This window comes from Rhizobium sp. BK377, assembly GCF_014193935.1.
Lineage (GTDB): Bacteria > Pseudomonadota > Alphaproteobacteria > Rhizobiales > Rhizobiaceae > Rhizobium.
In genome coordinates this window covers 468,765-491,893 of sequence record NZ_JACIAC010000004.1, presented here as the reverse complement: position 1 = coordinate 491,893, position 23,129 = coordinate 468,765, and the positions used below count along the sequence as shown (strand labels likewise).

At 60.6% G+C, this 23,129-nt stretch carries 25 protein-coding genes; 10 read left to right on the top strand and 15 right to left on the bottom strand.

Annotation, left to right across the window (positions count from 1 at the left end; all coding sequences use genetic code 11):
• The first annotated feature begins 14 nt into the window (after nt 1–14).
• From FHT92_RS19405 to FHT92_RS19385, 5 genes are read left to right on the top strand one after another with little or no spacing between them, the layout of a single operon-like run.
• Nucleotides 15–1,004, top strand: a complete 990-nt coding sequence (locus FHT92_RS19405) for an ABC transporter permease (RefSeq protein WP_183828379.1) — start codon at nt 15–17, stop codon at nt 1,002–1,004.
• Entirely contained in the window at nt 1,001–1,831 is an 831-nt protein-coding gene (locus FHT92_RS19400; protein ID WP_183828376.1) for an ABC transporter permease, read from the top strand. Before FHT92_RS19405 ends, FHT92_RS19400 begins: the two co-directional genes overlap by 4 nt.
• Entirely contained in the window at nt 1,828–2,610 is a 783-nt protein-coding gene (locus tag FHT92_RS19395; protein ID WP_183828373.1) for an ABC transporter ATP-binding protein, read from the top strand. Before FHT92_RS19400 ends, FHT92_RS19395 begins: the two co-directional genes overlap by 4 nt.
• Nucleotides 2,607–3,386 (top strand): ABC transporter ATP-binding protein, encoded by a 780-nt coding sequence (locus FHT92_RS19390; protein WP_183828370.1) that lies wholly within the window; start codon nt 2,607–2,609, stop codon nt 3,384–3,386. The genes FHT92_RS19395 and FHT92_RS19390 overlap by 4 nt, the downstream gene beginning before the upstream one ends.
• Nucleotides 3,387–3,397: 11 nt before the next feature.
• Entirely contained in the window at nt 3,398–4,489 is a 1,092-nt protein-coding gene (locus FHT92_RS19385; RefSeq protein WP_183828367.1) for a pyridoxal-phosphate-dependent aminotransferase family protein, read from the top strand.
• Nucleotides 4,490–4,491: 2 nt separating this feature from the next.
• Here the strand turns inward: FHT92_RS19385 and FHT92_RS19380 are convergent, their stop codons facing one another.
• A complete protein-coding gene (locus FHT92_RS19380) occupies nt 4,492–4,659 on the bottom strand; it encodes a hypothetical protein (RefSeq protein WP_183828364.1) in 168 nt (55 codons plus the stop codon).
• Between the two features lie 236 nt (nt 4,660–4,895).
• Here FHT92_RS19380 and FHT92_RS19375 point away from each other — a divergent pair, with 236 nt between their 5' ends.
• Nucleotides 4,896–5,750, top strand: a complete 855-nt coding sequence (locus FHT92_RS19375; RefSeq protein WP_183828361.1) for a glycerophosphodiester phosphodiesterase family protein — start codon at nt 4,896–4,898, stop codon at nt 5,748–5,750.
• Here FHT92_RS19375 and FHT92_RS19370 read toward each other — a convergent pair whose 3' ends face one another.
• From FHT92_RS19370 to FHT92_RS19340, 7 genes are all read right to left on the bottom strand, one after another.
• On the bottom strand, nt 5,751–6,566 hold the full coding sequence (locus tag FHT92_RS19370) for an inositol monophosphatase family protein (RefSeq protein ID WP_183828358.1): 816 nt from the start codon (nt 6,564–6,566) through the stop codon (nt 5,751–5,753). It lies immediately after the preceding gene.
• A complete protein-coding gene (locus FHT92_RS19365) occupies nt 6,566–7,573 on the bottom strand; it encodes a LacI family DNA-binding transcriptional regulator (protein ID WP_183828355.1) in 1,008 nt (335 codons plus the stop codon). The genes FHT92_RS19370 and FHT92_RS19365 overlap by 1 nt, the downstream gene beginning before the upstream one ends.
• Nucleotides 7,557–8,330 (bottom strand): glycerophosphodiester phosphodiesterase, encoded by a 774-nt coding sequence (locus FHT92_RS19360; protein WP_183828352.1) that lies wholly within the window; start codon nt 8,328–8,330, stop codon nt 7,557–7,559. Before FHT92_RS19360 ends, FHT92_RS19365 begins: the two co-directional genes overlap by 17 nt.
• 3 nt (nt 8,331–8,333) lie before the next feature.
• Nucleotides 8,334–9,383: an ABC transporter ATP-binding protein gene (locus FHT92_RS19355; protein WP_183828349.1), complete on the bottom strand. Its 1,050-nt coding sequence runs from the start codon at nt 9,381–9,383 to the stop codon at nt 8,334–8,336.
• Complete coding sequence (locus tag FHT92_RS19350; RefSeq protein ID WP_183828346.1) at nt 9,383–10,225, bottom strand: carbohydrate ABC transporter permease; 843 nt, start codon at nt 10,223–10,225, stop codon at nt 9,383–9,385. The genes FHT92_RS19355 and FHT92_RS19350 overlap by 1 nt, the downstream gene beginning before the upstream one ends.
• 2 nt (nt 10,226–10,227) lie before the next feature.
• The gene (locus FHT92_RS19345; protein WP_183828343.1) at nt 10,228–11,529 is read right to left on the bottom strand and encodes a carbohydrate ABC transporter permease; all 1,302 of its coding nucleotides are present in this window, start codon (nt 11,527–11,529) and stop codon (nt 10,228–10,230) included.
• Nucleotides 11,530–11,592: 63 nt separating this feature from the next.
• Nucleotides 11,593–12,939 carry an extracellular solute-binding protein gene (locus FHT92_RS19340; RefSeq protein WP_183828340.1) on the bottom strand — a complete coding sequence of 449 codons (1,347 nt, stop codon included), beginning with the start codon at nt 12,937–12,939 and terminating at the stop codon, nt 11,593–11,595.
• A 582-nt stretch (nt 12,940–13,521) separates the two neighbouring features.
• On the opposite strand from FHT92_RS19340, the gene FHT92_RS19335 reads away from it, so the two are divergent.
• Entirely contained in the window at nt 13,522–13,704 is a 183-nt protein-coding gene (locus tag FHT92_RS19335; RefSeq protein WP_183828337.1) for a hypothetical protein, read from the top strand.
• Between the two features lie 95 nt (nt 13,705–13,799).
• Here FHT92_RS19335 and FHT92_RS19330 read toward each other — a convergent pair whose 3' ends face one another.
• The 6 genes from FHT92_RS19330 to FHT92_RS19305 all read right to left on the bottom strand — a co-directional run bounded on the left by FHT92_RS19330 (nt 13,800) and on the right by FHT92_RS19305 (nt 19,421).
• Nucleotides 13,800–14,630: a sugar phosphate isomerase/epimerase gene (locus FHT92_RS19330; RefSeq protein ID WP_183828334.1), complete on the bottom strand. Its 831-nt coding sequence runs from the start codon at nt 14,628–14,630 to the stop codon at nt 13,800–13,802.
• Nucleotides 14,627–15,832, bottom strand: coding sequence for an NAD(P)/FAD-dependent oxidoreductase (locus tag FHT92_RS19325; protein ID WP_183828331.1), 1,206 nt, complete (start codon nt 15,830–15,832; stop codon nt 14,627–14,629). Before FHT92_RS19325 ends, FHT92_RS19330 begins: the two co-directional genes overlap by 4 nt.
• A gap of 56 nt (nt 15,833–15,888) precedes the next feature.
• A complete protein-coding gene (locus FHT92_RS19320; RefSeq protein ID WP_183748255.1) occupies nt 15,889–16,836 on the bottom strand; it encodes a substrate-binding domain-containing protein in 948 nt (315 codons plus the stop codon).
• A gap of 72 nt (nt 16,837–16,908) precedes the next feature.
• Complete coding sequence (locus tag FHT92_RS19315; protein WP_183748253.1) at nt 16,909–17,220, bottom strand: MocE family 2Fe-2S type ferredoxin; 312 nt, start codon at nt 17,218–17,220, stop codon at nt 16,909–16,911.
• On the bottom strand, nt 17,217–18,251 hold the full coding sequence (locus tag FHT92_RS19310) for a sterol desaturase family protein (protein WP_183828328.1): 1,035 nt from the start codon (nt 18,249–18,251) through the stop codon (nt 17,217–17,219). Before FHT92_RS19310 ends, FHT92_RS19315 begins: the two co-directional genes overlap by 4 nt.
• Nucleotides 18,252–18,419: 168 nt before the next feature.
• Entirely contained in the window at nt 18,420–19,421 is a 1,002-nt protein-coding gene (locus tag FHT92_RS19305) for a LacI family DNA-binding transcriptional regulator (RefSeq protein ID WP_183828324.1), read from the bottom strand.
• 222 nt (nt 19,422–19,643) lie between these two features.
• Between FHT92_RS19305 and FHT92_RS19300 the strand changes: the two genes are divergently transcribed.
• Both FHT92_RS19300 and FHT92_RS19295 read left to right on the top strand, forming a co-directional pair.
• Nucleotides 19,644–20,102: a YbaK/EbsC family protein gene (locus FHT92_RS19300; RefSeq protein WP_183748247.1), complete on the top strand. Its 459-nt coding sequence runs from the start codon at nt 19,644–19,646 to the stop codon at nt 20,100–20,102.
• 81 nt (nt 20,103–20,183) lie between these two features.
• Nucleotides 20,184–21,194, top strand: coding sequence for a Tim44 domain-containing protein (locus FHT92_RS19295; RefSeq protein WP_183828321.1), 1,011 nt, complete (start codon nt 20,184–20,186; stop codon nt 21,192–21,194).
• Here FHT92_RS19295 and FHT92_RS19290 read toward each other — a convergent pair.
• Nucleotides 21,191–22,222 (bottom strand): hydroxyacid dehydrogenase, encoded by a 1,032-nt coding sequence (locus FHT92_RS19290; RefSeq protein WP_183828318.1) that lies wholly within the window; start codon nt 22,220–22,222, stop codon nt 21,191–21,193. The two genes, FHT92_RS19295 and FHT92_RS19290, sit on opposite strands and share 4 nt — an antisense overlap.
• A gap of 244 nt (nt 22,223–22,466) precedes the next feature.
• On the opposite strand from FHT92_RS19290, the gene FHT92_RS19285 reads away from it, so the two are divergent.
• The gene (locus FHT92_RS19285) at nt 22,467–23,066 is read left to right on the top strand and encodes a HupE/UreJ family protein (protein ID WP_183828315.1); all 600 of its coding nucleotides are present in this window, start codon (nt 22,467–22,469) and stop codon (nt 23,064–23,066) included.
• Nucleotides 23,067–23,129 lie beyond the last annotated feature (63 nt).

Below are 23,129 nucleotides of genomic sequence, written 5' to 3'. Positions count from 1 at the left end.
AGGCCTCGTCCGGCGTGAAACGTGCACTTCTCCTCCTGAGACGCAGGATCATCAGCAGCATCCCGGTGCTGTTGATCGTCGTGATCTTCAGCTTCTTCCTGCTGGAATCCGCCTCCGGCGACGCCGTCGACGCCTATCTTGGTTCGATCGGTGGCGGTGATGCCGCACTCATCAAGTCGCTGCGGGAGAGTTACGGCCTAGACCAATCGGTCTTTGCCCGCCTTTGGCTCTATCTGTCTTCACTCGGCCGCCTCGATCTCGGCTGGTCAGTGGCCTTCAACCGTCCCGTCCGGGATCTCATCGTCGAGAGGCTGCCGAACACGCTTCTCCTGATGGGCAGTGCCACGGCCCTGTCCTTCGGGTTGGGTTCGACGCTCGGCATCCTCGCCGGCGCGAAGCCAGGCAGCCTTCGGGATCGTATTCTCTCGATCGGCTCGCTGATCGTCTATGCCATCCCGAGCTTCTGGCTGGGGCTGGTGTTCAGCATCCTCTTTTCGGTCGAGCTGCGTTGGCTGCCGATCGCCGGTATCGAAACCATTGCCTCCGGAAAGACCGGGTTTTCACGCGCTCTCGATATCGCGCAACATCTTGCACTGCCTGTAGGAGCTCTCGCCTTTATCTACCTCGCGCTGTTCTTGCGCGTCATGCGATCCGGCATGGCGGTAGCGTGGAAGCTCGATTTCATTCTGTTTGCCCGGGCAAAAGGCCTATCGCGCAGCCGCATCGTGCTTCGGCACGTGGCACGCAATGCGCTCGTGCCGCTTGTCGCCATGCTCGGCCTGCAGTCCGCCGCCATGCTCGGCGGTAGCGTGGTCATCGAGAGCGTCTTTGCCATTCCGGGGTTCGGCAGGCTGGCACAGGAGGCCGTCAACGGACGCGATGCGCCTCTCCTGATGGGTATCATCGTCACGAGCGCCGTTCTCGTCATCTGCGTCAATTTCATCGTCGATCTCGTTTATGCGGCGCTCGATCCGCGCATCGGCGCGTCGGAGGGCTGCGTATGACCTTGCTAAGGCGTCTCCTGCGGACCCCAGAAGGCACGATCGGGCTCTTCATCCTGGCGGCTCTGTTCATTGCCGGCCTGCTGGCCCCGACAATATCCCCCGGGGATCCGCTGCGTATTGCTGGCCGGGCGTTGCTTACGCCCTTCTCCGATCCGGGCCTGCCACTCGGCACGGACCGACTGGGCCGCGATGTGCTCGCCGGCCTTCTCCACGGCGCGCGGACTTCGCTTGCTGTCGGTATTGCCGCCGCCCTCTCCGCCATGGTGCTCGGTCTCTTTGTCGGCATGGCCGCGGGCTTTGCCGGCGGGTTGGTCGACGAGACACTGATGCGTGTGGTTGACGCCTTCCAGATCGTTCCGGGCTTTCTGCTGGCGCTCGCCTTCGTCAGCACTATCGGCGTGTCGACGCCCGTCGTCGTCTTTGCCATTGCGCTTGGCACCTGGGCCGATCCGGCACGGCTGACGCGGGCACAGGTGCTGTCCATCCGAGAGCGGGATTATGTCGCAGCCGCGCGTGTGATTGGAATGCATCCAGCCGAGATCGCCTTCAAGGAAATCCTCCCGAATGCCCTTCCACCGGTGCTGGCGCTGTCGGCCACAATCGTTGCCGGCGCAATCCTCACGGAAGCAGCCCTTTCCTTCCTCGGTCTCGGCAATCCCAATCTCGCCACTTGGGGCTCGATGATCGCCGAAGGCCGCAGCGTACTGCGCTCGGCCGCCTATCTTTCGGTTCTGCCTGGCCTGGCGCTGGCGATCACCGTGCTCGGCGTCCACCTCTTCAGCGAGGGCCTGACTAAAGTGCTTGGTTCTGACGGAGGCTCCCGATGAGCCCGCCCTTCTGCAGCGTGAGAAGCCTTTCGGTCCGCTATGGACGGGAGGCGGCGCTGAGAGCCGTCGACATCGACATTGTCAGGGGGGAGAGGCTGGCGATTATTGGCGAGAGTGGTTCCGGCAAAAGCACGCTTGCCCGGACGCTCGCCGATCTTTTGCCGGAACGGGCCAGGATCGAAGGCGAAATAACATGGCCAGCACTCGGCCGCGCTCCTGTGCCCGGCCGCGATATCGGTTTTGTGTTTCAGGATCCAGGCACCAGCCTCAATCCGGTGCTGACCATCGGTGAACAGGTTGCCGAAGCTGCCGAAAGACACCTCCGCCTCGGTTGGCAACAAGCCTATGCCCATGCCGAAGAACTTCTGGAGCGGGTGCGCTTGCCGCAGCCCGCAAGGGCCATGCGCGCTTTCCCGCACCAGCTTTCAGGCGGCCAACGGCAGCGCGTGGCGATTGCCGCGGCGATTGCAGCCAAGCCCGCCTTGCTGATCGCCGACGAGGCGACCAGCGCACTCGACGTGGTGGTACAGGCTGAAATCCTCGACCTGCTCGATGGACTGGTGCGGGAAGAAGGCATGACACTGCTGTTCATCACCCATGATATCGCGATCGCCTCCGGTTTCGTCGATCGCATCGCCGTCTTCCGTAATGGAGAACTGGTCGAAGCCGGCACTACCCGGTCGGTACTGTCGTCGCCGGCAGAAAGCTATACCGCCGCCCTTATTGCCAGCCATCGCGATCTTTCCACGCCGCCGCTGATTGCAGAAGTGGCCCCATGAGCGAGCTTTTGCATATCGACGGATTGTCGAAGGCCTATTCCACGACAGGCGGGCATGTTGCCGCTCTCGACAATGTTTCTCTCAGGATTGCAGCAGGCGAGACGTTGGGACTGGTTGGCGCTTCAGGCAGCGGAAAATCGACTTTGTCGCGCGTGCTCCTGCGCCTGATACAGCCCGATTCCGGCTCCATCCGCTTTGCGGGAGAAGACTGGCTTTCACTTCGCGGCGCAGAACTGCGGCGCAGGCGGGCGCGCATGCAGATGGTGTTTCAGGATACGCTTGGGGCTTTTAACCCGCTGGCCTCTGTCGCCTCAGTTCTGGGCGACCCGCTACGCATCCACGGCATCGCCAACAGCAGGCAACGGCTGACAGAAATCCTCACGCTGCTCGAACGTGTCGGTCTCCCCGCCGCCTTTGCCTCACGCCCGGTCTACACGCTTTCGGGAGGGCAGCGCCAGCGCGTTGCCATTGCCCGGGCCATTGCCCCGAGGCCATCTCTGCTGGTGCTGGACGAGGCCGTTTCCGCGCTCGACGTCACCATTCGTGGCCGTATCCTCGAACTGTTGGTCGCGCTGCAGCGCGAGCGCGGCCTTGCCTATCTCTTCATCTCCCATGATCTTGCAGTGGTGCGGGCCATCTCGCATCGTATCGCAGTCATGGATGCCGGCCACATTGTCGAGCAAGGACCGGCAGCCGATATCGTCACGACACCAAGATCCGATGCGGCGCGCCGGCTCGTCGCAGCCGTGCCGCGCCTCGTGACCGAACCCGATTGAAGGAGCCGCCCATGACCGAAGTCTGGAACCCGCTTTACGGTGCGCCGGTCTATCCGGCCAAACGTTACGCCACTCTCGCCCACCGCATCGGCGCCGCCCTGAAGACGGACAACGACGTGCTGCTGGTGCAAGCCGAAGCCGTCGTAGCGCTCGAAGCTGTCGCGACCAGCCTTGCCAGGCCCGGCCTTTCGGCGCTGAACATCGTTACCAGCCCCTATGGCGGCTGGTTCGGACAATGGCTGCGGCGTGGCGGCGCTAATGTCATCGACATCAGCGCTCAACCCGGCCTGCCGATCGACGCCGAGACGGTTGCCGAAGCGTTGGATGCCAATCCCGGCATCCATGTACTGGCGCTTGTTCACGCCGAATCGACCAGCGGTATTCTTAATCCGCTGCCTGAGATTATAGTCCTGGCACGGGCGCGGGGCATTGCTACGGTGGTCGATGCAGTTGCGTCCGTTGGCGGTCATCGACTCGATGTCGATAGATCGGGCATCGATATAGCCGTCATCGGCCCGCAGAAGGCGCTTGGAGGACCTGCGGGCGTCTCCGCTCTGTCGGTCAGCCCGCGCGCCTGGGAACTGATCCTGCGTGACGATGCGCCGCGCGATTCCATCCTGTCACTGGCCGACCTGAAGGCATGGCTGGATGACGGCCACGGCGCCCTGCCCGGAACGCCCGCGCCGCTGGAATTCTTCGCACTCGAAGCGGCCCTCGATCGGGTCGAGGCAGAGAGCATCGAACAAATCATCACCCGCCATGAGAAGGCTGCTTCCGCAAGCCGGGCCGGTTTGTCAGCGCTGGGAGCCAACCTCTGGGTGCCTGCCGAACAGGCGTCAAATCTGGTGACCACGGTCTCCGTACCGGCAGGCATAGAAGCGGCATTCGTCATCCGCTTTGCGGCGAGGCTGGGCGTTGAGTTGACAGCCGGTGTCGGCACCAACCTGTCGCATCTCATTCGATTGAACCATACAGGACCACGAGCGACGTTCCAGACTGTCCTCGCAGGTGTCGTAGCCTATGGCGAGGCCTTGCGGCAGGCCGGCTTGCCGGCGGATGTCGGCGACGCATCGGAGGCGGTCGCCAAGACTTATAACGCCTAACTTCAATACCAGGAGAACGGCGTCGGCTGCCAGAAAAAGAGCTCCTCCTCCCGCAGACTGTGCATGCGGCTTTCCGAATCCTCTGCCGTCGCACGGGCGATTGTTTCAAACATTGGTCGCTCGCGGCCCGGGAAAAACCTCACAAGGAACGTTTTGAACGCTGCAAACATACGCCACCTCCTGGGAAAACCGAGTGGCGATTTTCCCACGGATCGCGCCGCCGGGATATATTATCTATAAAAATTGTATTCTAATTTGCGTGACTGCATCGCATCAAGATGCCGCTTTAGGAGCGGCCTGCGAAAAAGGCTTCATCTCGACCTTGACCGGGTTTGCGAACTCCTCTTGAGAATCGGGCTTTTCCAATGCACTAAGGATCGAAGACAAATATGCCGAGGATGACAGAATGTCGGATGCAAGCGGACTTCAGATCGTGTTCGAGGGCCATGCGACCCTGCTGAAATGGCACCGGCTGCGCCGACGCATGGCCGATCCGCTCTTTTCGGCGGAGGTGATGGCGGAAGGCTTCAAACTCGGCGCCTCGATGGAGCTCGACCTGAGGGTGCGCGCCGATGGCGGTTTTGTCGTGCTGCATGACGAGGAACTGGAAGGCGAGACGACGGGGCACGGTCTGATCGCCCAAAAGAGCCTCGCGGAGCTGCGCGGCCTGCGCATGAAGGACGGCGATCGTCCCCTCCTCTACAGTGAAGATCTGGCCGCCATGCTGCAATCGGCCCATCCGGATGCGCTGCTGCAGTTCGATATGAAGGACGATTACGAAGCGATCGGTGAAAAGGGCATTGCCCACCTGGCTGAACGCCTGCAGCAGATTTCTGCCTCCGTCATCGTTAGCGCCAGCAGTCTGGAGCTGATCCTGGCGGTCAAGGAGAAGTTGCCGCATCTGCGCCGCGGAATCGACCCGACCGACAAGCTCGGCAATATCTACAGGGCCGAAGGCTGGAAAGCGGTCGAAAAGGAACTGCTTGCCGATCTGCGCGGCCCGACCGCACCGGAAACCGTCTATCTCTACTGGCAGATGCTGCTCGATGCTGCAAAGGCCGGCCTCGACATGATCGCGCTCTGCCACAGCGAGGGTAAACGGGTTGATGCCTGGACCTTCACATTGAAGAACCCAGACAGCGGCTTCAGCGATGCCGAATGGACGAATTTCTCAGCGCTGATGGCGTTGAAGCCCGATCAGGTCACCACAGACGAGGCCCCAGCGACAGAGCGAGCGTGGCTGGCGCGCATGGCGGGCTGATCAGCCCGCCAATCCCTCGAATTCGATGAGAAAGGCAAACTCCTCTGCCAGGCCTGGCGAATGGGCGATAACCGGGCCGCCATCCTTCAGCAGAATGTCGACAGGCGGAATGGCGACCTTGGCACCGGCCTCGGCGGCAATCAGCGCGCCGGCCAGCATATCCCAGGCATTGAGATGCCGTTCGTAGAATAGATCAGAAACGCCTTCCGCGACACGTACGAGATCGACTGCCGCTGCACCCATGCGGCGATAATCCATGCCGCGTTCATGGAGCCGCTTCGAAAGCGCCGCATAGTCGTCAAAACTCGTCTTGCGCGAATGGCCGAGCACGACGATCGCATTGGCGGGATCAGTCGTTGGAGCGGCCTGGATCGGCTGGCCTTCCTTGAAGGCGCCGTTGCCGCGGATCGCGGAAAAAACCTGATCGTTGGCCGCATCATAGACCACGCCGATCTCCACCGTTCCGCCAAGGACGAACGCGATGGAAACGCCCCAGTGACGAAAGCCTCTGATGTAATTGGTCGTGCCGTCGATCGGATCGACGACCCAGGTGCCGGCAGAGCCGGACTGTCCGCCGGTCTCCTCACCCATGAAAGTATCGTCAGGAAAGCGCGCCAGCAGGCCTTGGTGAATTGCCTGTTCCGCCTGCTTGTCCGCGATGGTAACGAAATCCTGCAGCCCCTTGTTTTCGACGTGCAGTGCGGCCGGATTTCCTTCACGTCTGAAGCGTGCGGCCTCGCGTCCAACCCCGCGGGCCACCTCGATTGCGACCTCCGCCCGCGCGGTCAGGGCTGAAGCATCGAATGCGGAATTCATCAGGTAGTCCTTCTTTTTATCAGCGTCACGGGAGTAAATTCGACACGAGCCGTCATATCCGGCTCGGCGATCCGGCTCATTAGCAGATCGACCGTTTGTTCGGCCTGGACATCACAAGGCTGGCGGATAGTCGTGAGGCCGTAAGCCGCCCAACTTGCTTGGGGAATGTCGTCATGGCCGACGATGCGCAACGGCGGCTGATCCTCGCGACCGAGTCCCTTCATGATGCGGTCGATCACACCGCAAGCCATATAGTCGTTAGCGCAGAAGAGGCCGTCGATACGGAGCGAGGTAAGATTAGCGGCTGCGTCATAGCCGCTCTGATAATCATTGATTTTCACCTCTATCATGCGTGGATCGAGGCTGAGCTGCCGACAGGCCGCCATGAAGGCTTCGCTGCGCCGCCTTGCCGTATAAGAAATGGCAGGTGCCGCAATGACCGCCGGCGCCTTGACGCCGTTTTCGATCAGATGCGTGGCGGCGAGATGGCCGGCCATGCGATCGTCGGAAATGATGCGGTCGACAAAAGGAATATCATCGCCCTTGTTGATCAGCACGATCGGCACGCCTTCAGCCGCGCATTGTTCACAGATCTCAGTCGGTGGAGCATCCGACGTGACGATGACGCCGGAAACGGCATAATGCAGAAGCTGACCGATAACGGCGGATGTGTCCGCTTCCTTCGAAGTCGGCAATAGGATCGGTCGGAAATTGCGTGCAATCAGCACACGCGCCAGATGCTCGATCTGCAATGTGCGAAACGGGTTATCGAGGCCGGCGGCGACGAGGCCGACGAGATCGGAGCGCTTGTTGGTGAGACTGCGGGCGAGATAGTTTACCCGGTAACCCAGATCCTTGGCGGCCTGGTAGACCTTTTCGCGCGTCTTCGGCGAAACGCTGGCATCCGGCGTGAAGGCGCGCGAGACGGCCGCACGCGAAACACCCGCCACACGCGCCACGTCGAAAGACGTGACCTTTCTCGGTCCCTTGTTATCCTTGTCTGCCATGTCTTTCGTCCCTTGGGGCCGGGCGCATCAGATCGGGCAAGTCCGTGCAGATGCCGAGCACCGGAAGTTTCATGATGTCGGAAAGGATGGCCGGCCGCTCTTCATGCCACAGCACGATCTCGCGGCCCTTACTGAAAGTGCGCTGCATCAGCTCTTCGTTTACGAGATCCTGCGGCCGTTCGCCGGCTCGTTCCCAGCAGAGATGCAGGATATTAGCGCCAGCCTCGTCACCCGCCGCATGCGGATCGTGTCCAACGCGGATGAGCACCGAGAGCGGATAATCGCAGCCCGCATCGCGAAGTTCGCGCACTTGTGCGGTATCGAAGGAGCCGAGGCAGGCAAAGCGCTGGTTCTTTTCGCTAAGATGCTTCCAGCACAGAAGTCCGGTGCCGGGCTCCTTCAGCTCGATATATAGGCCCGTATTGGTCCGCCGTCCCAGAGCGGCGACCGCCTCGAAGGTCGGAACATTGACACCTTCGAGAGTGGCAAGTTCGGCGGCCGTCATTTGGGAAATGCGCCTGTCGACGCCGAAGACGCGTTCAAGATGATCGTCGTGAGAGATGACGACCACGCCGTCCCGGGTAAGCTGCGTGTCCAGTTCCCACATCTCCGCACCGAGTTCGGCGGCACGCTGGAAGGCTTCGAGCGTATTCTCCCGCTCATGCCCGCTCGCGCCGCGATGGCCGATGCAGAAAGGGAGATATCCCTTGTCGCGGGGCCAGCCGTAACGTTCGAAAAAACTGCAAAAATCACGCATCCCTCAGAGCCTCCGGCCTTCTTCGTCGAAGACGAACAGGCCCTTGCTGTCGATCGCCCACTTCACCTCGTCGCCGACGGTGATGTCATTGCGGACCGGCTGGATGGAGCGCAGCAGCCAACCGCCGGCGAGTTGCACGTCGTAAAGGTTTTCGCGGCCCTGCGTTTCGGCGAAGGTGACCTTCCCGGCAATGGGGACGTCACCGGCAGGATGGAAATGCTCTGGGCGCACGCCGAGCGTCAGCTTTGTGCCCTCGGCAGCCTGGACCGATACCGGCACGCGGATTTCGCTCTCCGGCATGGCGAAAGCGCCATCCTTCATGACGCCGCGCAGGAAGGTAATCGGCGGATTGCCGAGGAAGCCGGCGACGAAGGACGTCCGCGGGTCGTTGTACATTTCGGCTGGTGTCGCGATCTGCACGATCTCGCCTTCCTTCATGATGGCGATGCGGTCGCACATGCTCATCGCCTCCACCTGATCGTGAGTGACGAGGATGGCGGTGATACCGGTCTCGCGCTGGATTCGACGGATTTCAGAACGCATTTCAAGCCGCAGCTTGGCATCGAGATTGGCGAGTGGTTCGTCGAGCAGCAGCACATCCGGCTTGCGGATGAGGGCGCGGGCAAGTGCCACACGCTGCTGCTGACCGCCCGAAAGCTCGGCTGGCCGGCGTTCCATGAGGTTGCTGATGTGAACAAGCCCGGAAATGCGGTCGACTTGCTTGCGGATTTCTGTGGCGTTGACGCCCTTCACCTTGAGGGGAAAACCGATGTTTTCGGCAACCGTCATGTGCGGATAGAGCGCATAGGACTGGAATACGACGCCGACGTTGCGGGCCTGGCTCGGCAGGTCCGTCACGTCGCGGTCGCCAAAGAGGATGCGCCCGCTGCTCGGCCTATGGATGCCACAGACAGAAAAGAGCGTCGTCGACTTGCCGCAGCCGGAAGGGCCGAGCAGGGCCAGCATCTCGCCGCTGCCGACTTCGAGATTCATGTTCTCGATGACCTTGGTGGAGCCGAAGCTCTTCGAGAAATTGTCGAGGAGGATGCGCATCAGCCTTTGCTCCCGCCGCCGTAGATGTTCATGAGATATTTGTTGAAGAGCGCGTAAGCGATCAGCACCGGAATGAGGTAGAAGAGGCCAACCGCCTTGAACATGTTGAAATCGTAATTGTTGTCGTCGGCGAGGAAGGCCGCGAGATAGACCGAGAGCACCTGCACCTGATTGCCCGGCGCCAGCACCTGCGGCAGGATGAATTCGCCCCAGCCGGCAAGGAAGGAGAACAGGCCGAGCGCCATGATGCCAGGCTTGACCTGCGGCAGAACGAGGCTTCGCCAGACGCGGAAACGCGAGGCGCCGTCGACGACGCCGGCCATTTCGATTTCCCAAGGCACGGTGTCGTAAAAACCCTTCATCAGCCAGATGCCGAGCGGAAGGTCGATCGCCGCCTTCACCAGGATGACGCCGATCAGCGAATTGTATAGGCCGATCATCTGCAGCACGATGAAGATCGCGATGATCAGCGTCACCGACGGGAAGGCGTGCAGCACCATCACGCCGGCGAGGAAGAAGCCGCGCGCCGGCACGTTTAGCCGCGACAGCACGTAGCCTGCCATCGACGAGACCATGAGCACCAGGCTGGTGGTGCAGGCCGAAAACAACAACGTGTTCAGCGTCACATGCCAGATGTTCGCCTTGCCCGCCGTCGTCTGCCACAGGAAACGCCAGTGGGCGAGCGTCAAGCCGGAGGGCAGAAGCGCATCCGGCTGCTTCACTGTCACCGTGTCGAGGAAGAGATAGACATACATCAAGATCAGCGGCAGGCTGACGATGGTCAGCGCCGATATGACTGGCCAGCTGCGATAATTTGCCGAGGGCTGTGATCGTTCGGCCATGGTCAATCCTCGATCAAGGGCTTGGCGACGAGCGTGCCATAGTTGAAGACGCGCAGATAAAGGAGCGATAGCGCCACGCCGATAACGACGAGGACCAGCGCCATGGCGGCACCCAGCCCGTATTCGAGATTGCCGGCATAATTCCTGAGCGCCGTGTGATAGGCGGAGAGCGCCCAGACCTCGGTCGCGTTGCCCGGTCCGCCATTGGTGGCGAGCAGGATTTCATTGAAGGATGCAAGCAGCGACAGCGTCTGATAGCAGGTGACGAAGAGGATCGGCCAACGCATCTGCGGCAGGATGATGTAGCGGATCTGCTGCCAGCGCGAGGCGCCGTCCACCTCGCTCGCATAGAACTGGCTCTTCGGAATGGCCTTCATCGCCGAGGAAAAGACCAGCATGCCCATCGAGGCGCCGATGAAGCCGTTGATCAGCACGACGAAGAACCAGGCATTGTAAGCGCTGTCGAGCAGGTAGTTCTTCGGCGGATAGCCGAACTTGCCCATCAGGATTGAAATGAAGCCCGTATCCCAGGCAAGCCATTTCCACAGCATCACGTAGATGACGACGGGGGTAATCCGCGGCAGAAGCCAAATGCCGCGAAAGATCGAAGCCAGCGTCGGCGGCATGTAATGCGTCCAAATAGCGAGCAGCAGCGCATAACCGACATTGAAGAGTATCAGCACCAGCGCGACATAGAGCGCGGTGTTGAAAAGCACCCGCGCCATGTCGGGCGAAGCGGTCATGCGCGAGAAATTGTCTGATGTCCACACCCAGCCGGTATAGGTGGTCTTGGCGACAGTTTCTTTCTGTTCCGGCGTCAGTTTGAAACCCAGATTGTCCAGCGCTGAAAAGAGCTGCTCCTTGCTGTCGAAGCGGGTGTTGAGAACGGAACGATTGAACTGTTCGGAAATCTGCTTGACGTCGCGGGTTGAAGGCCGGTCGGCGAGATCCTTGATCATCCGCTCGACGTCGCGGCGTGTCGGAAAGACCTCGCCCATATGTTTGGTGCGCAATTCGGCGGCAATCCCCGGCGCAAGCCCGAGACCCTCGACGGCCGCGAGGCCCGCCTCGTCGATCGTATAGCGCGGTTCGGCCATTTCGGCCGCGATCTCGGGCATCGCCGTTTTCAGCGCGATCAGAGAGTTGGGTGCGATCTGGTAGACGCCGCCGGAAATGCCGGTCGCGGTTGTCATGTTGGTCATCGAGAAGACCGCCGTCAGAACCACCGGCATCAAGAAGAACAAGACGATCATGATCGCGGCAGGCGCGATCATCACCAGTCCGAGCGCTCTGGACGATTTCATGGAAGCCCCCTCATCGCGGACCGATCGGGCGGCGGTGCCGCCGCCCGGCAGAGTGCCTCGATCTTAGCGGATGACGATCTTGTCGCCGAGCGTGCTCTTCAGCTCGCTCTCGGCATCACCGACCGCGGCGTCTACGGTCTTGGCGCCGGTCCAGGATGCTTCCAGGTTCTTCCACATGATGTTCCAGTACTTGCCGAAATCGGAATTGTTCGGCATCGCATTGGCATGCGGCAGCAGGCGCTCGGTGGCTTCGCGGGTCCATCGGTCGGCCGCGTAGAAATCCACGGTGGATTCCGACTTGGAGATGCCGAGATGGGCTGATTTGATCGCATGCAAGGCGTTGGTGCGTGGCTCGGAGGCGATCTTGACCAATTGAGCGGCGATCTCAGTGTCTTCCTGGTCGTGACCTGCGGTCAGGAGGTAGACAAGCGGATGCGTCAGCGTGTTGGCCTTGCCGCCTTCGCCGGCCGGAATGAGCGTGAAGATCACGTTGCCGAAGAAGTCCTTGAGGCCTTCCTGGTTGACGAGGCGGGCATAGTGCCAGGTGCCGCCATCCCAGATACCGGCCTTGCCGGTGGCGACTTCCTTCCACCACTGATCGCCCGGCATGCCGATGTGGTTCTTCTTGGTGACGCCTACTTTAACTGCATCGGCGAAGAACTGATAGGTGCGAGTCATCGCTGCCTTGTCGAAGACGAGCTTGCCGCCCTCTTCCATCGTGCCGCCGAAGCTGGTGTAAAACTGCCAGTAATCAGGACCGTTGCTGGCGCGCGGATAAAAACCGTAACCGGCCTGAACGAGGCCCTTGTCCTGCATCTTCTTGGCGTCTTCGAGCAGGTTCTTCATCGTGTACTTGCCGTCCTGGACACTCTGGGGCAAGGCATCGAGATCTGCGTCGCTGTAACCGATCGCCTTCATGTAGGGCTTCCAGAAGAACATCGGCCGAGATTCGGCATCCTGCGGAATGCCATAGACGGTGCCGTTGTAGGAGGCGATCTTCAACAGATTTTCATAGATGTCGCTAAGCGGCCAGGAGTCGAGATCGACATAGTCCTCGATCGGAACGATGAGACCGGCCTGCGACCAGGGCGCAATGTCTTCATGACCGCTGACGACGATGTTCGGAGCGGTCTTGGCTTCTGCAGCAAGGGTCAGCGCCTGCTTGAAATCTTCCCAGGCGGAATAGGGCTTTTTCTCGACGGTGATTTTCAGGTCTTCGCCCTTCAACGCAGCTTCGCGCTGCAACTGCTGGGCTGCGATCTCGATGGCGTCGAGGCGATAGACGTCGTTCGGGCCGGTGCCTCCGGCCCAGACGCTTATGTGGACATCCTTGGCAAGCGCGAATGCAGAGGTCGAAGCCAGGATGGCGGCCGCGACGGTAAGGGATTTCAGGTTCGGCAAAAGAGTCATTTTCTTCATCTCCCCAGAAGAGCAGTGTGAGGCCTCTTGACGGGTCATCACTGGCGTTGACGGCCGCTCCGAAAGCCCCACGAAAACGTGGCATGTCCCGCTCTAGGGGGCTAACGTAACGGCCAAATGACAAAATTGAGCACGTGTGCAAATTTATTATGACGATGTTCTCGGCGCGGTCAATCGCCGACGGAAAAGCCAGATCGGTTGTCAGTGAAAATCAGCAATCGCGATGCCGGGGCAACGTCAAGAACCGCGACATGTTCTCGCCACGATCACGCCGTCGGCTTTTCAAATGCGAGACCGCGCTCTTGCCTGTACTTTTGCAATCGGCTAATGATTGCGCCGGAGCAACTCAACAATGGAGGCGTGCAATGACAGTTATTTCTTCGTCCAACGCCTCTTTGGCATAGGCCTTCGAAGCTCCTAACCCTCGATCATTTCCGAGACCTTTCAAGCTTCACCATCCAGAGATGGCACCCATTTTCGCTCGCGGCGTCTGGGCACGGCAACGTTTGCGCACGGCGCTACGCACTCTCAGCTTGAAAGAGGGGCGGTCTGGAATTCTGACCGCTGATAATCATGACCAATCAACACGCCGGCGAAAGCCTGGCAACATCCATGGGCGAGCTTTGCTCGCGGTTCAGTTTCAGAGAGATTCTCGTCGCAACGATCGTTGCCCGGTGGAGACGTCATCGCATGGTGAACGGCTTCGACACCTTCCCGTCCTGGCTGCGCCGTGACCTCGCTTTGCCCGATGAATAGATGGGCTCCTCCGCCAATATCGCGGGCATATCCGGCATGGATGATTTCGAGACGAGATCATCCATGCCGGGTTGCGGCCAAAGGAGCCATAGCGATCACATCCCAGCCCAGAGATCACGAAGCATCTGCCGAAGCAGTAGAGCTTCGGCCCATCGATCGGTGGTGTCGTTCCCGTCTCGCCCGGTGATCGCGTAGGGCTGCGGCCCCAACTCGCAGGTGAAGACCAGCTCGGCATTCGAAGCGGTGCGACTGCGCCAATCGCGCATGCCGTAGTCCCACCATTGAAGGAAGAGGTCGATCCAGGGCCGATGGTGAGGAAAAGAGATTTCGATCTGCACCTGTTCGCATGATGCGACCCTGCCGTGAAAGGCATGAGCATTCCGAAGGATGCGACGGATCATGGCGTGGGTTTCGGCATCAACCGGATCGGCAAACTCGCGTGCGACCGTAAAGTGCGAGAGGTCGGCGAGCAGCGGCAGATCCGGCCTCTTCTCCAGCAGGTCGAGCGTAAAGAACAGATCCGTCGTCATCCGGTTGCGGTGGGTCTCGATGAAGACGGGAACGCCGGCATCCTCTGCAAGCTGCATCCAGCCATCCAGGACCGGCAGGCAATCCTCGACACGGCGCAGGCGGATATCGGGCTGCAGGTCGATATGGTTGACGGGAAATTCCGTGGCAAGCGCGAGCGGCAGGCGCAAATCCTCGACTGTGCAGGGAAAACAGACGCCTTCGATCTTCAATCCGGTGCCGCGGATCGCATCATTCAGCCTGATAACGTCGGCGCGGTTCGTATAGTGGGCGCTGATGCCATCGAAACCGGCCTCCGCGATCATCGCGATGCTCTCATCGAGACTGCGCTCATATCCGTCCGTGTGCCGGCGCTCCATGGCCCAGAGCGACTGGAAGATCATGAGCTTCTGCATCATGCCGCCCTTGCGCTCTTCAGGAGCGCCTTGAGGTTCAGGCTCGGATCGGCGAGAGCGGCGGGATCGGGATGAACGCCGGCTGCAATCAGCATCTCGGCAAGCTTGATATCCTTGGCAAGACGGTTGCCGACACCAAGTCCGGCTGCGGCGACGAGACGGCCGCCTTCCAGATAGAATTCAAGCTCACCATCGCCAAGCGAACGGACCACGCTTTGATGCGCCGGCTGCGGCAGGCCAACCACCTGGAGGCCAAGGTCATATTGATCGGACCAGAACCAGGGGATCGCGGCTAAAGCCTCTGCTGAACCGGTCATATTGCGCGCCGCAACCTCGGCCTGGGCTCTCGCATTCCGCCAGCTTTCGAACCGGGTGTGACCGCCACCGGGCTGGCTCACGGCTGCGCAGTCGCCTGCCGCGAAGATATTTGGCGCGCTGGTGCGAAGATGGGCATCTGTCAGGATGCCATTGCCTGTCGCCAACCCGGCTTCCTGCGCCAAAGTGATCTCCGGCATAACGCCAATGGCGCTGACGACGACGTGCGCACGAACCATGCTGCCATCCGTCAGAAGGACACCGTCATCGCTGATGGCGGCAACACCCCGATCGAGGTGGAAGCCTACGCATTCGGCGATGTGCCTGACATGCAGCTTTTCGGCAAATCGCGGCGGAACGGCGCGTCCCAGAATTTTCGGCGCTGCTTCAATGACACTGACCGCGATACCCTTTCCGCGAAGGACGGATGCGAGCTCCATGCCGATCAGGCCGCCGCCGATAATGACGACGCTTCGGCCTGGCCGGGCATTGGCGAAAATCGCCTCGGCATCGGCATGGGTGCGAAAGTCGAGCGCGCGTTCCGCGCCCGGACAAGCAAGCCTTCTTGGGCGCGCGCCGGAGGCCATCAGCAGCTTTTCATAGGTCAGGACCCGACCGTCGCTCAAGAAGATGGTAGCAGCATCAGCGTCCAGCTTTAAGGCTGAAACTCCCTTCAGATAGTCGATGCCGGCGGCTGCCAGCACCTCTTCGGCACAGATCAACTTCATCCGCACTGCGCCATCCATCGGCTTCGACAAAGGCGGCCGTTCGTAGGGCAGATGCGGTTCGGCGCCCGCCAAGGTTAGCGATCCGGAATATCCCGCTTCCCGCAAAGCGAATGCCGCGCGTGTTCCGCATTCTCCCGCACCGATGATGACAATTCCGCTCATAAGCTCTCCATAAAAAGGGCCGGCGCTCGTGAGGAGGAGACGCCAGCCAGGGAGGATCAGTTCTGGTGGGCGTAGCCGGCCATGTTGGTCGGCGTGACGAGTTCGAACGGCACCATGATGACCTGCTTATCGACGCTGTGGCCACGGGCAAGGGCGACCGCCGCATCCATCGCACCTGCAGACTGCCCCTTGGCGTTCTGGAATACCGTCACATCAAGATCGCCGGCTGCCATGGCAGCGAGGCCATCCTGCGTCGCGTCGATGCCGACGACCACGACGCTGTCCATCGGAACACCTGCGGCCTTCAGCGCCTGGATCGCGCCGATCGCCATTTCATCATTATTGGCAAAGACCGCATCGATCGGACGGCCAGCGGTGATCCAATTGGTGGTGAGGTCCATGGCATTGGTGCGCGTCCAAGCAGCCGATTGCTCGTCGGCGATGGTCACGCCCTTGCAACCGCCGGCCGCGAGCGTTTCCTTTACCGATGAAGTTCGATCGCGCGAGGCCTGATGCGCAAGGTCTCCCATCAGGATATAGGCCTGCGCATCGCCGGCCTTTCCATTTTTCTTCAGGATTTCGCAGGCGGCTTCGGCCCCCAGCCGTCCGGAATCAGTTTCCTTTGAGCCGACATAGGCCTGGTTTTTGGGAAGTCTGCCGACATTATCGGGCTGCAGATTGAGATAGACGAGCGGAATACCGGCCTTCTCGGCTGCCGCGCTGATCCCGGGCGCAGCTGACGTATCGGCCAGTGTCACGATGATCGCATCCACGCCCGCGGCGATGAAGTTATTCACCTGATTGAGCTGCTTGGAGACATCCGTCTGCGCATCTTCGATCTGCAGAGTGACCCCGCCTACCTGGGATGCCCGTGCGCTCAGACCGTCACGCAACAACGTCTGAAAATTATTGTCGAAGCTCTGCATCGAGACGCCGATGGTTTCGGCCGAGGCAGCGCTTGCCGTCAGGGCGGCCAGGATAGCCGCCACACAAAATGACTTCATGATTTCCTCCCAATGGGTGCCGGGCCACCCGATGAATTCCGGAGGCCGCTCAGGCCTGCTGACGTTGTAGGCTCAGGCGAGAGCCACTCGAACTTCCCCGTCAATCACCTCGGCGGGATAGGTCCTCAAATTCTCGCAGGCCGGAAGCCGCAGCGCCTCCCCGGTGCGGTAATCGAAAGCGCCGGAATGCTTGGGACATTCCACTTCGAAATCCATGACCAGCCCATCGGCGAGATGGATTGCCTCGTGGGTGCAAAGGCCGGTGGTGCAATAGACGCTGTCATCAGGACCGCGGTAGATAGCATAGGTGCGGCTGCCATGATCGAAACGGATTGCACCTTCCTGTTCGATGTCATCGAGTTTGCAGGCGGTGATCCAGTTCATTCGGCGGCTCCCTTGATTGCCATGCCGGCCTTGCGGGCGGCGAGCTTCTCCTTGCGGCGGCGGTAGCGCTCCTGCATGCGGGCTTGGCCTTCCGGCGAGCCGTCGTGCCAGGTGCCGAACCATTTATCGAGCGGGATCAGCGCATCGCCGTAATTCACCTCGAAATATTTGTGATGCAGGTAATGTGCATAGGCATGGCTATCGACCAGCTTGTCCTCACCCACCTCAACCTTGTCGAAGCCTACGTGACCCGGAATGGCGCCGAAGCCCGCATAATGCAGTTGGTAGAGCATGAGGATCGGGTTTGACGGCAGGACCAAGTGATAGAAAGCCGTCCCGAGATAGAGCAGATGCTCGACCGGATGCATCGACAGTGACGACCAGGGCGACGGGTTGACCGAGTTATGGTGGACCGAATGTACCCACTTGTAGAGCAAGCGCGTATGGATGAGCCGGTGGATGCAGAAGAAGTGGAATTCGTGGATGATCGGCACGACCAGCGCTACGACGGCAAGCGCCCAGGGATGCTCGGCAAAACTCAGCCACGGCGCGTAGCCATTGGCATAAGCCCATAACATGCCCACCTCGATCGCCGTCCAGATGGTCACGCCTGAAAGGAAAGTGCGCAATATATTGTCGATATTCTGGCTCTCGAACCAGAACGCCTTGTTCTTCTGCTCGGAAGGGAATTTGCCGTTATACTTGAAGCGGTTTTCCTGCCGCTTCAGCACGTAGAGATGCAGCTCGAATGCGCCATAAAACAGCAGCACGCAGATCGCATTGACGGCGTAGAGCCAGGAGATCCAGCCGACACTGAATGTCCGCATCGTTTCCATTGGCGGAATGACCCAGGCCCAATAGGCAACGGCAGAAGCGGCGAAGATCGCATTCCACGGAAAGAAATAATGCGGCAGCCATTTCAGGATGGCCATCAGCCGCGGCGGGAACACAAACAGCGGCGCGGTCTCAACCGGCTGGTTTGGCGCCCAGTCGCCGCGCTTGTTGCGCGTGCCGAATTTCAGATCGTCCATTGCATTCTCCTTCAGGCGGACAGAAATCGTGTCGCACATGTTCTGTTGAAGGAGAGCGCCTGGTGTGCCCCATCCGGTGTCGCTCCTCTCAGCGCTCCGGCTCTCCTCCCTGCTTTGAAACTAACAGGGGTCCGTCGCGTCGCCGAAGCCATTCTTGATCAAATCAGATCAAAGCCCTTCCTTGGTGATGGTGATGAAACGGATAGGCGCACGATCCGGCTCGATATCGGTCAGCCCGATACGGCGCAGGACGAGATCGAGCGATCGCCTGGCCTGCGCTTCCGGCGCCTGGTCGAGCACGACGTCCATGATGTCGTCCTGCAAGGCTTTGCGCGTGTAATCGGTCAGTTCGTGACCGACGAAGAAGATATTGCGCTCGCGTGCCTGGCGTCGAAGCACTTCTATGAGGGCGGAATTGGCGCCTCCGGCATTATAGAGGCCGGCGAGATCAGGATAGGTCTTCAGTGCCGAAGCCAATAGCTCCGCGCTATGGTGTTCCTCATCGAGACCGAAGCCCAGCCACTGGAAGCTGGTGGCGCCGGGATGCTCCAGAAAATACTCCGAAAATCCGCGGATGCGATCACGGTGAACCTGATAGATCGGGTGACAGATTGCAACGACCGGGCCTTGCCTGCGGGCCATGCGGCTGATGAAGAGCGCCGCCGTCCGGCCGGCGGCATAATTGTCGATGCCGACGAATTCGCCTGATCGATTCGAGGCGCGGGTAACGACGTGGACCACCGGCAAGCCTTGCGCAATGACCTTCTCCACAGCCGCCCTGATCATCGGACTGCTAGGCACTGCAAGAATGAGCCCCGCGCGCGGAAGGTCCGTCGAGAGAATGCGCCGGGCAATCTCCTCTGGCCTCATCTCTTCAGTAAAACTCCGGTGCACAACGACCAACGGATCCAGCGTCGCCGAGATCCGCTCGAAGGCTTTGGACAGCCGCTGATAAAAGGTCGTCTCGGGTCGTACCATCAGTACTTCTATGCGCAACAGACCACGATGGGTATCGGGAAGCGTGCGCGGGTACTCCAGGCTGCGCGCAGCAATGATCACCTTCTCGACCAGTTCGGGACGGACACCGCCGCGGCCGTTCAAAACGCGTTCCACGGTTGCTGTCCCCACGCCCGCCTGGCGGGCGATATCCCGATAGTTCGGCTTGCCCACTATGTTATCCTCGCCGCGAAACTGCCAGTTTTTCCAGCAATATCCATGACTTAGAAATCGGGAACAATCCAGGTTGCCTGTTCGAAAGTATGGAAATAATCTATCGGGAACTAAGCGATTGAATTTTCTGAAATTTAAATATTAAGTTAGGCCGCGAATGCGTGAATTCCCACGTCCGCATCATGCGGCCCAGACCGGTTGTCCTCTCACAAGTATCCACCCATGAGCCTCGAATCCGTCCGCGCCTTCTTCGCCGCCAATGCCCCCGACATCGCCATCATCGAAACGGCCGGCAGTTCTTCGACAGTCCCCCTCGCCGCAGAAGCCCATGGCGTCGAGCCGGCACAGATCGCCAAGACGATCTGCCTGCGCGTCGGTGATCGCATCATGCTGATCGTGGCGAGCGGCATGGCGCGTCTCGACAACAGGAAGTTCAAGGACACTTTTGGCGGCAAGGGGAGCATGCTCGACGCGGAGGAAGTGCTGGCGGTAACGAGCCATCCGGTCGGCGGCGTCTGCCCCTTCGGCCTGCCGGCACCCTTACCGATCTATTGCGACATGTCGCTGAAGCAGTTCGATGAGGTCGTTCCGGCCGCCGGCTCGACCAATTCCGCGGTGCGCATCCCCACCGAGAGACTGGCAGAAATCACCCAAGCCGAATGGGTCGACGTCTGTCAGTAGCGGCGCACAACTACACAGCGCAGAAAGAATACCTATATTAGGTCCCGACATGCCATTCAGCGCATGATAGGAGATGAAAGAATGCCCACTGCCGTTTCGCGTTTTGCCAGGATCGCGGCGATTGCCGTTCTTGCGAGCGCCACCGTCTTTGCTTCGATCGGAGACGCCGACGCGCGCCGTGCCGGCAGCTTTGGCGGATTCGGAAGCCGCGGCACGCGTACCTTCAGCGCGCCTCCGGCCACGCAGACTGCCCCTGCCCCGGTCGCACCCATCGAGCGCTCGATGACGCCACGCCCGCAGACAACTGCGCCTTATAACACGCAACAGCCCGGCTATGCCCAGCAGCGTCCCGGCTTTTTTGGCGGCTTCGGCCGTTCGATGATCGGCGGTCTGATTGCCGGCGGTCTGCTCGGCATGCTGCTCGGCCACGGTTTCGGCGGCGGCTTCGGTTTCCTTGGCATGCTTCTCCAGATCGCGCTGATCTTCGGAGCGATCACCCTAGCCATGCGCTTCTTCGCCAATCGCCGCCAACCGTCCTACGGCGCAAGCGGCCAGAGCTATGGCGGACCGCAGTCCTACGGCATGTCGGCGGCCAACGGCGGTTCGTCCTTCCATATTCCGGCAATCGGGTCGGGCTCCGGCAGCAAGCGGCCTAATGCGCGCCCGAACGATGAGATCGGACTTGCCCAGGCTGACCTCGACCAATTCGAAGAATTGCTGACAAAGGTTCAGACCGCTTATGGGGCAGAGGACTATGGCACGCTGCGCCGCCTGACGACGCCGGAAGCCATGTCCTACCTTGCCGAAGAGCTTGGCGAGAATGCCACCAATGGCGTGCGCAACCAGGTTTCCGACGTTAAGCTGCTGCAGGGCGATATTGCCGAAGCCTGGCGCGAGAACGGTCAAGAATATGCGACGCTGGCGATGCGCTATTCCTCGATCGACGCCATGGTCGAGCGCGGCAGCGGCCGTGTCGTCTCGGGCGACGACCGCCGCCCGAGTGAAAGCACGGAAATCTGGACCTTCGTGCGCAAGCCAGGGGCCGACTGGAAGCTTGCTGCCATCCAGGGCACTGGCCAACGCGCCGCTTAATTGACCGAAACGGGTTTGGAGCGCATACGGGAGACCGTTTCGCGCTCCGCCCGCTTGCAGCGCATGGGCGGCAGGCCGCGGTCCATCAGATCCATATCCTCGAGCACCATATCGCCCATCCTCTTGAACGCGACATCGAGCGCGCCGGCACGATGGGCCGAGCGAATGAAGCCTTTGAGGCGGCGCACCGGATGGTCTGATGGCAGAGGCTCCTGCGGATAGACATCGCTTGCCGCGACGATATGGCCTGACGCAACGGCGGCCATCAGCGCATCAAAATCCACGACGTCAGCCCTGCTGAGCAGGATGAAGGCGGCGCCTTTTCGCATGCTGGCAAACGCATCCGCGCCGAGGAAGCCCCTGTTCTCGCTGGTGACGGAGGCGACGACGAAAACGAAATCGCTGTGCGTCAGCACGTCGCTCAGGGTCGCAGGCTCCACGCCGTTTTCCTCCAGGATCGAGCGTGGCATCCAGGGATCGAAGACCCTGACCCTGGCCCGGAAGCCTGACAGAACCCGCCGCAACGCCTTGCCGAGGTCGCCGAAACCGATAATGCCGATCTCGGAGCCCGCTATCAGCCGGGCGCTTGTATTGCCTTCGCCGCCCCACATCTCGTTGCCCTCCCGGAAAGCGACATCGGCATCGACGATGCCCCGCGCGAGGCTCAACGCAAAACCGAGGCCGATCTCCGCCACCGGCTCGGCAAAGACCTGCCCCGTCGTCACCACATGAATGCCGCGCTGGAAGAGGATCTCGTAGGGCATGTTATTGAGGAGATTGCTCTCGACATTGAGGATCGAGCGCAGTTGCGGCATACGGCCGAGCGTTTCAGCCGAAAGCGGTGGCTGGCCGATGATGTAGCGCGCCTTGCCGAGAATATTGTCGCCGAGACCGGCGATGTTTTCGGGATCGGCTTCGATGATCTCATATTTCGCATTGAGTTCGGCGCGTGCCTTATCGCTGAAGATCAGGTCGAGCGTACGCGGCTCCGGCGCACTGATCGCCAGCGGCCTTTCGGTATTCGTCATGGAATCCTCCTCAAGATGCGATGGCTCCCACCGCCGCAACGTGATTGATAGTACCGTTGGCGGGCGCTTGTGAAGACGCCCTTCAAAACGGCAATTGCCTACGATATAAGCACTTGAAATTACTAACTATTCTCTCGCTTTCCGTTGACGAAGAAATTTCGTTGGATTAGTTTGTGAAAGCGACTTGCAACCGGGACTGAGCGATCGGCGGCCGCAGGATCTATAAAACAGAGGGAATTCCATCATGAAATCAGTCTTCAAGAGCAGCGTCCTTGCGCTCGCCGCCGCAGCGCTTCCGGTAGCCGCCTACGCCCATACCGGTGTCGGCGAAGCGGCCGGTCTTGCCCATGGTTTCAGTCATCCGATTTCCGGCCTGGATCATATCCTTGCTATGGTCATGGTTGGCATACTCGCTTTCCAGCTCGGCGGCCGGGCCGTCTGGGCAGTGCCTGCAACCTTCCTTCTCGTCATGGCTCTCGGTGGAGCGTTTGGCATCGCCGGCATTAATGTCCCTTTCGTTGAGACAGGCATCGCGCTTTCCGTCATCGTGCTCGGCGCAATCATTGCGCTGAACATCCGCGCCTCGACGTCAGTCGCCATGGGTATCGTCGGTCTGTTTGCGATCTTCCACGGTCACGCGCATGGCGCCGAGATGCCCGAAACTGCAGCGGGGGTTGCCTATGCTGCTGGCTTCATGATCGCGACCGCCTTGCTGCATGTGGCCGGCCTAGGCCTCGGCCTCATGATCGCCCGTTTCGGCCAGCGTCGGGGCGCCGTCGTGGTGCGTAGCGCTGGCGGCGTAGCTGCCGTTGCGGGCGCCGGTCTCCTGACCGGACTTATCTGAGGCTCGGGTCTCTTTTAATAATTTATCCTGCGTAAACGCCTGGCGGCCAGATGTCCGCCGGGC

Bases quoted from the DNA above. Each gene is read 5' to 3' on its own strand.
- FHT92_RS19300 (WP_183748247.1), top strand. From the start codon at position 19,644: ATGAGCCTCGAATCCGTCCGCGCCTTCTTCGCCGCCAATGCCCCCGAC.
- FHT92_RS19330 (WP_183828334.1), bottom strand. From the start codon at position 14,630: ATGATGCAGAAGCTCATGATCTTCCAGTCGCTCTGGGCCATGGAGCGC.
- FHT92_RS19315 (WP_183748253.1), bottom strand. From the start codon at position 17,220: ATGAACTGGATCACCGCCTGCAAACTCGATGACATCGAACAGGAAGGT.
- FHT92_RS19365 (WP_183828355.1), bottom strand. From the start codon at position 7,573: ATGGCAGACAAGGATAACAAGGGACCGAGAAAGGTCACGTCTTTCGAC.
- FHT92_RS19360 (WP_183828352.1), bottom strand. From the start codon at position 8,330: ATGCGTGATTTTTGCAGTTTTTTCGAACGTTACGGCTGGCCCCGCGAC.
- FHT92_RS19295 (WP_183828321.1), top strand. From the start codon at position 20,184: ATGCCCACTGCCGTTTCGCGTTTTGCCAGGATCGCGGCGATTGCCGTT.
- FHT92_RS19350 (WP_183828346.1), bottom strand. From the start codon at position 10,225: ATGGCCGAACGATCACAGCCCTCGGCAAATTATCGCAGCTGGCCAGTC.
- FHT92_RS19390 (WP_183828370.1), top strand. From the start codon at position 2,607: ATGAGCGAGCTTTTGCATATCGACGGATTGTCGAAGGCCTATTCCACG.
- FHT92_RS19355 (WP_183828349.1), bottom strand. From the start codon at position 9,383: ATGCGCATCCTCCTCGACAATTTCTCGAAGAGCTTCGGCTCCACCAAG.
- FHT92_RS19380 (WP_183828364.1), bottom strand. From the start codon at position 4,659: ATGTTTGCAGCGTTCAAAACGTTCCTTGTGAGGTTTTTCCCGGGCCGC.
- FHT92_RS19375 (WP_183828361.1), top strand. From the start codon at position 4,896: ATGTCGGATGCAAGCGGACTTCAGATCGTGTTCGAGGGCCATGCGACC.
- FHT92_RS19310 (WP_183828328.1), bottom strand. From the start codon at position 18,251: ATGGACGATCTGAAATTCGGCACGCGCAACAAGCGCGGCGACTGGGCG.
- FHT92_RS19290 (WP_183828318.1), bottom strand. From the start codon at position 22,222: ATGACGAATACCGAAAGGCCGCTGGCGATCAGTGCGCCGGAGCCGCGT.
- FHT92_RS19345 (WP_183828343.1), bottom strand. From the start codon at position 11,529: ATGAAATCGTCCAGAGCGCTCGGACTGGTGATGATCGCGCCTGCCGCG.
- FHT92_RS19320 (WP_183748255.1), bottom strand. From the start codon at position 16,836: ATGAAGTCATTTTGTGTGGCGGCTATCCTGGCCGCCCTGACGGCAAGC.
- FHT92_RS19385 (WP_183828367.1), top strand. From the start codon at position 3,398: ATGACCGAAGTCTGGAACCCGCTTTACGGTGCGCCGGTCTATCCGGCC.
- FHT92_RS19325 (WP_183828331.1), bottom strand. From the start codon at position 15,832: ATGAGCGGAATTGTCATCATCGGTGCGGGAGAATGCGGAACACGCGCG.
- FHT92_RS19285 (WP_183828315.1), top strand. From the start codon at position 22,467: ATGAAATCAGTCTTCAAGAGCAGCGTCCTTGCGCTCGCCGCCGCAGCG.
- FHT92_RS19400 (WP_183828376.1), top strand. From the start codon at position 1,001: ATGACCTTGCTAAGGCGTCTCCTGCGGACCCCAGAAGGCACGATCGGG.
- FHT92_RS19340 (WP_183828340.1), bottom strand. From the start codon at position 12,939: ATGACTCTTTTGCCGAACCTGAAATCCCTTACCGTCGCGGCCGCCATC.
- FHT92_RS19395 (WP_183828373.1), top strand. From the start codon at position 1,828: ATGAGCCCGCCCTTCTGCAGCGTGAGAAGCCTTTCGGTCCGCTATGGA.
- FHT92_RS19370 (WP_183828358.1), bottom strand. From the start codon at position 6,566: ATGAATTCCGCATTCGATGCTTCAGCCCTGACCGCGCGGGCGGAGGTC.
- FHT92_RS19335 (WP_183828337.1), top strand. From the start codon at position 13,522: ATGACCAATCAACACGCCGGCGAAAGCCTGGCAACATCCATGGGCGAG.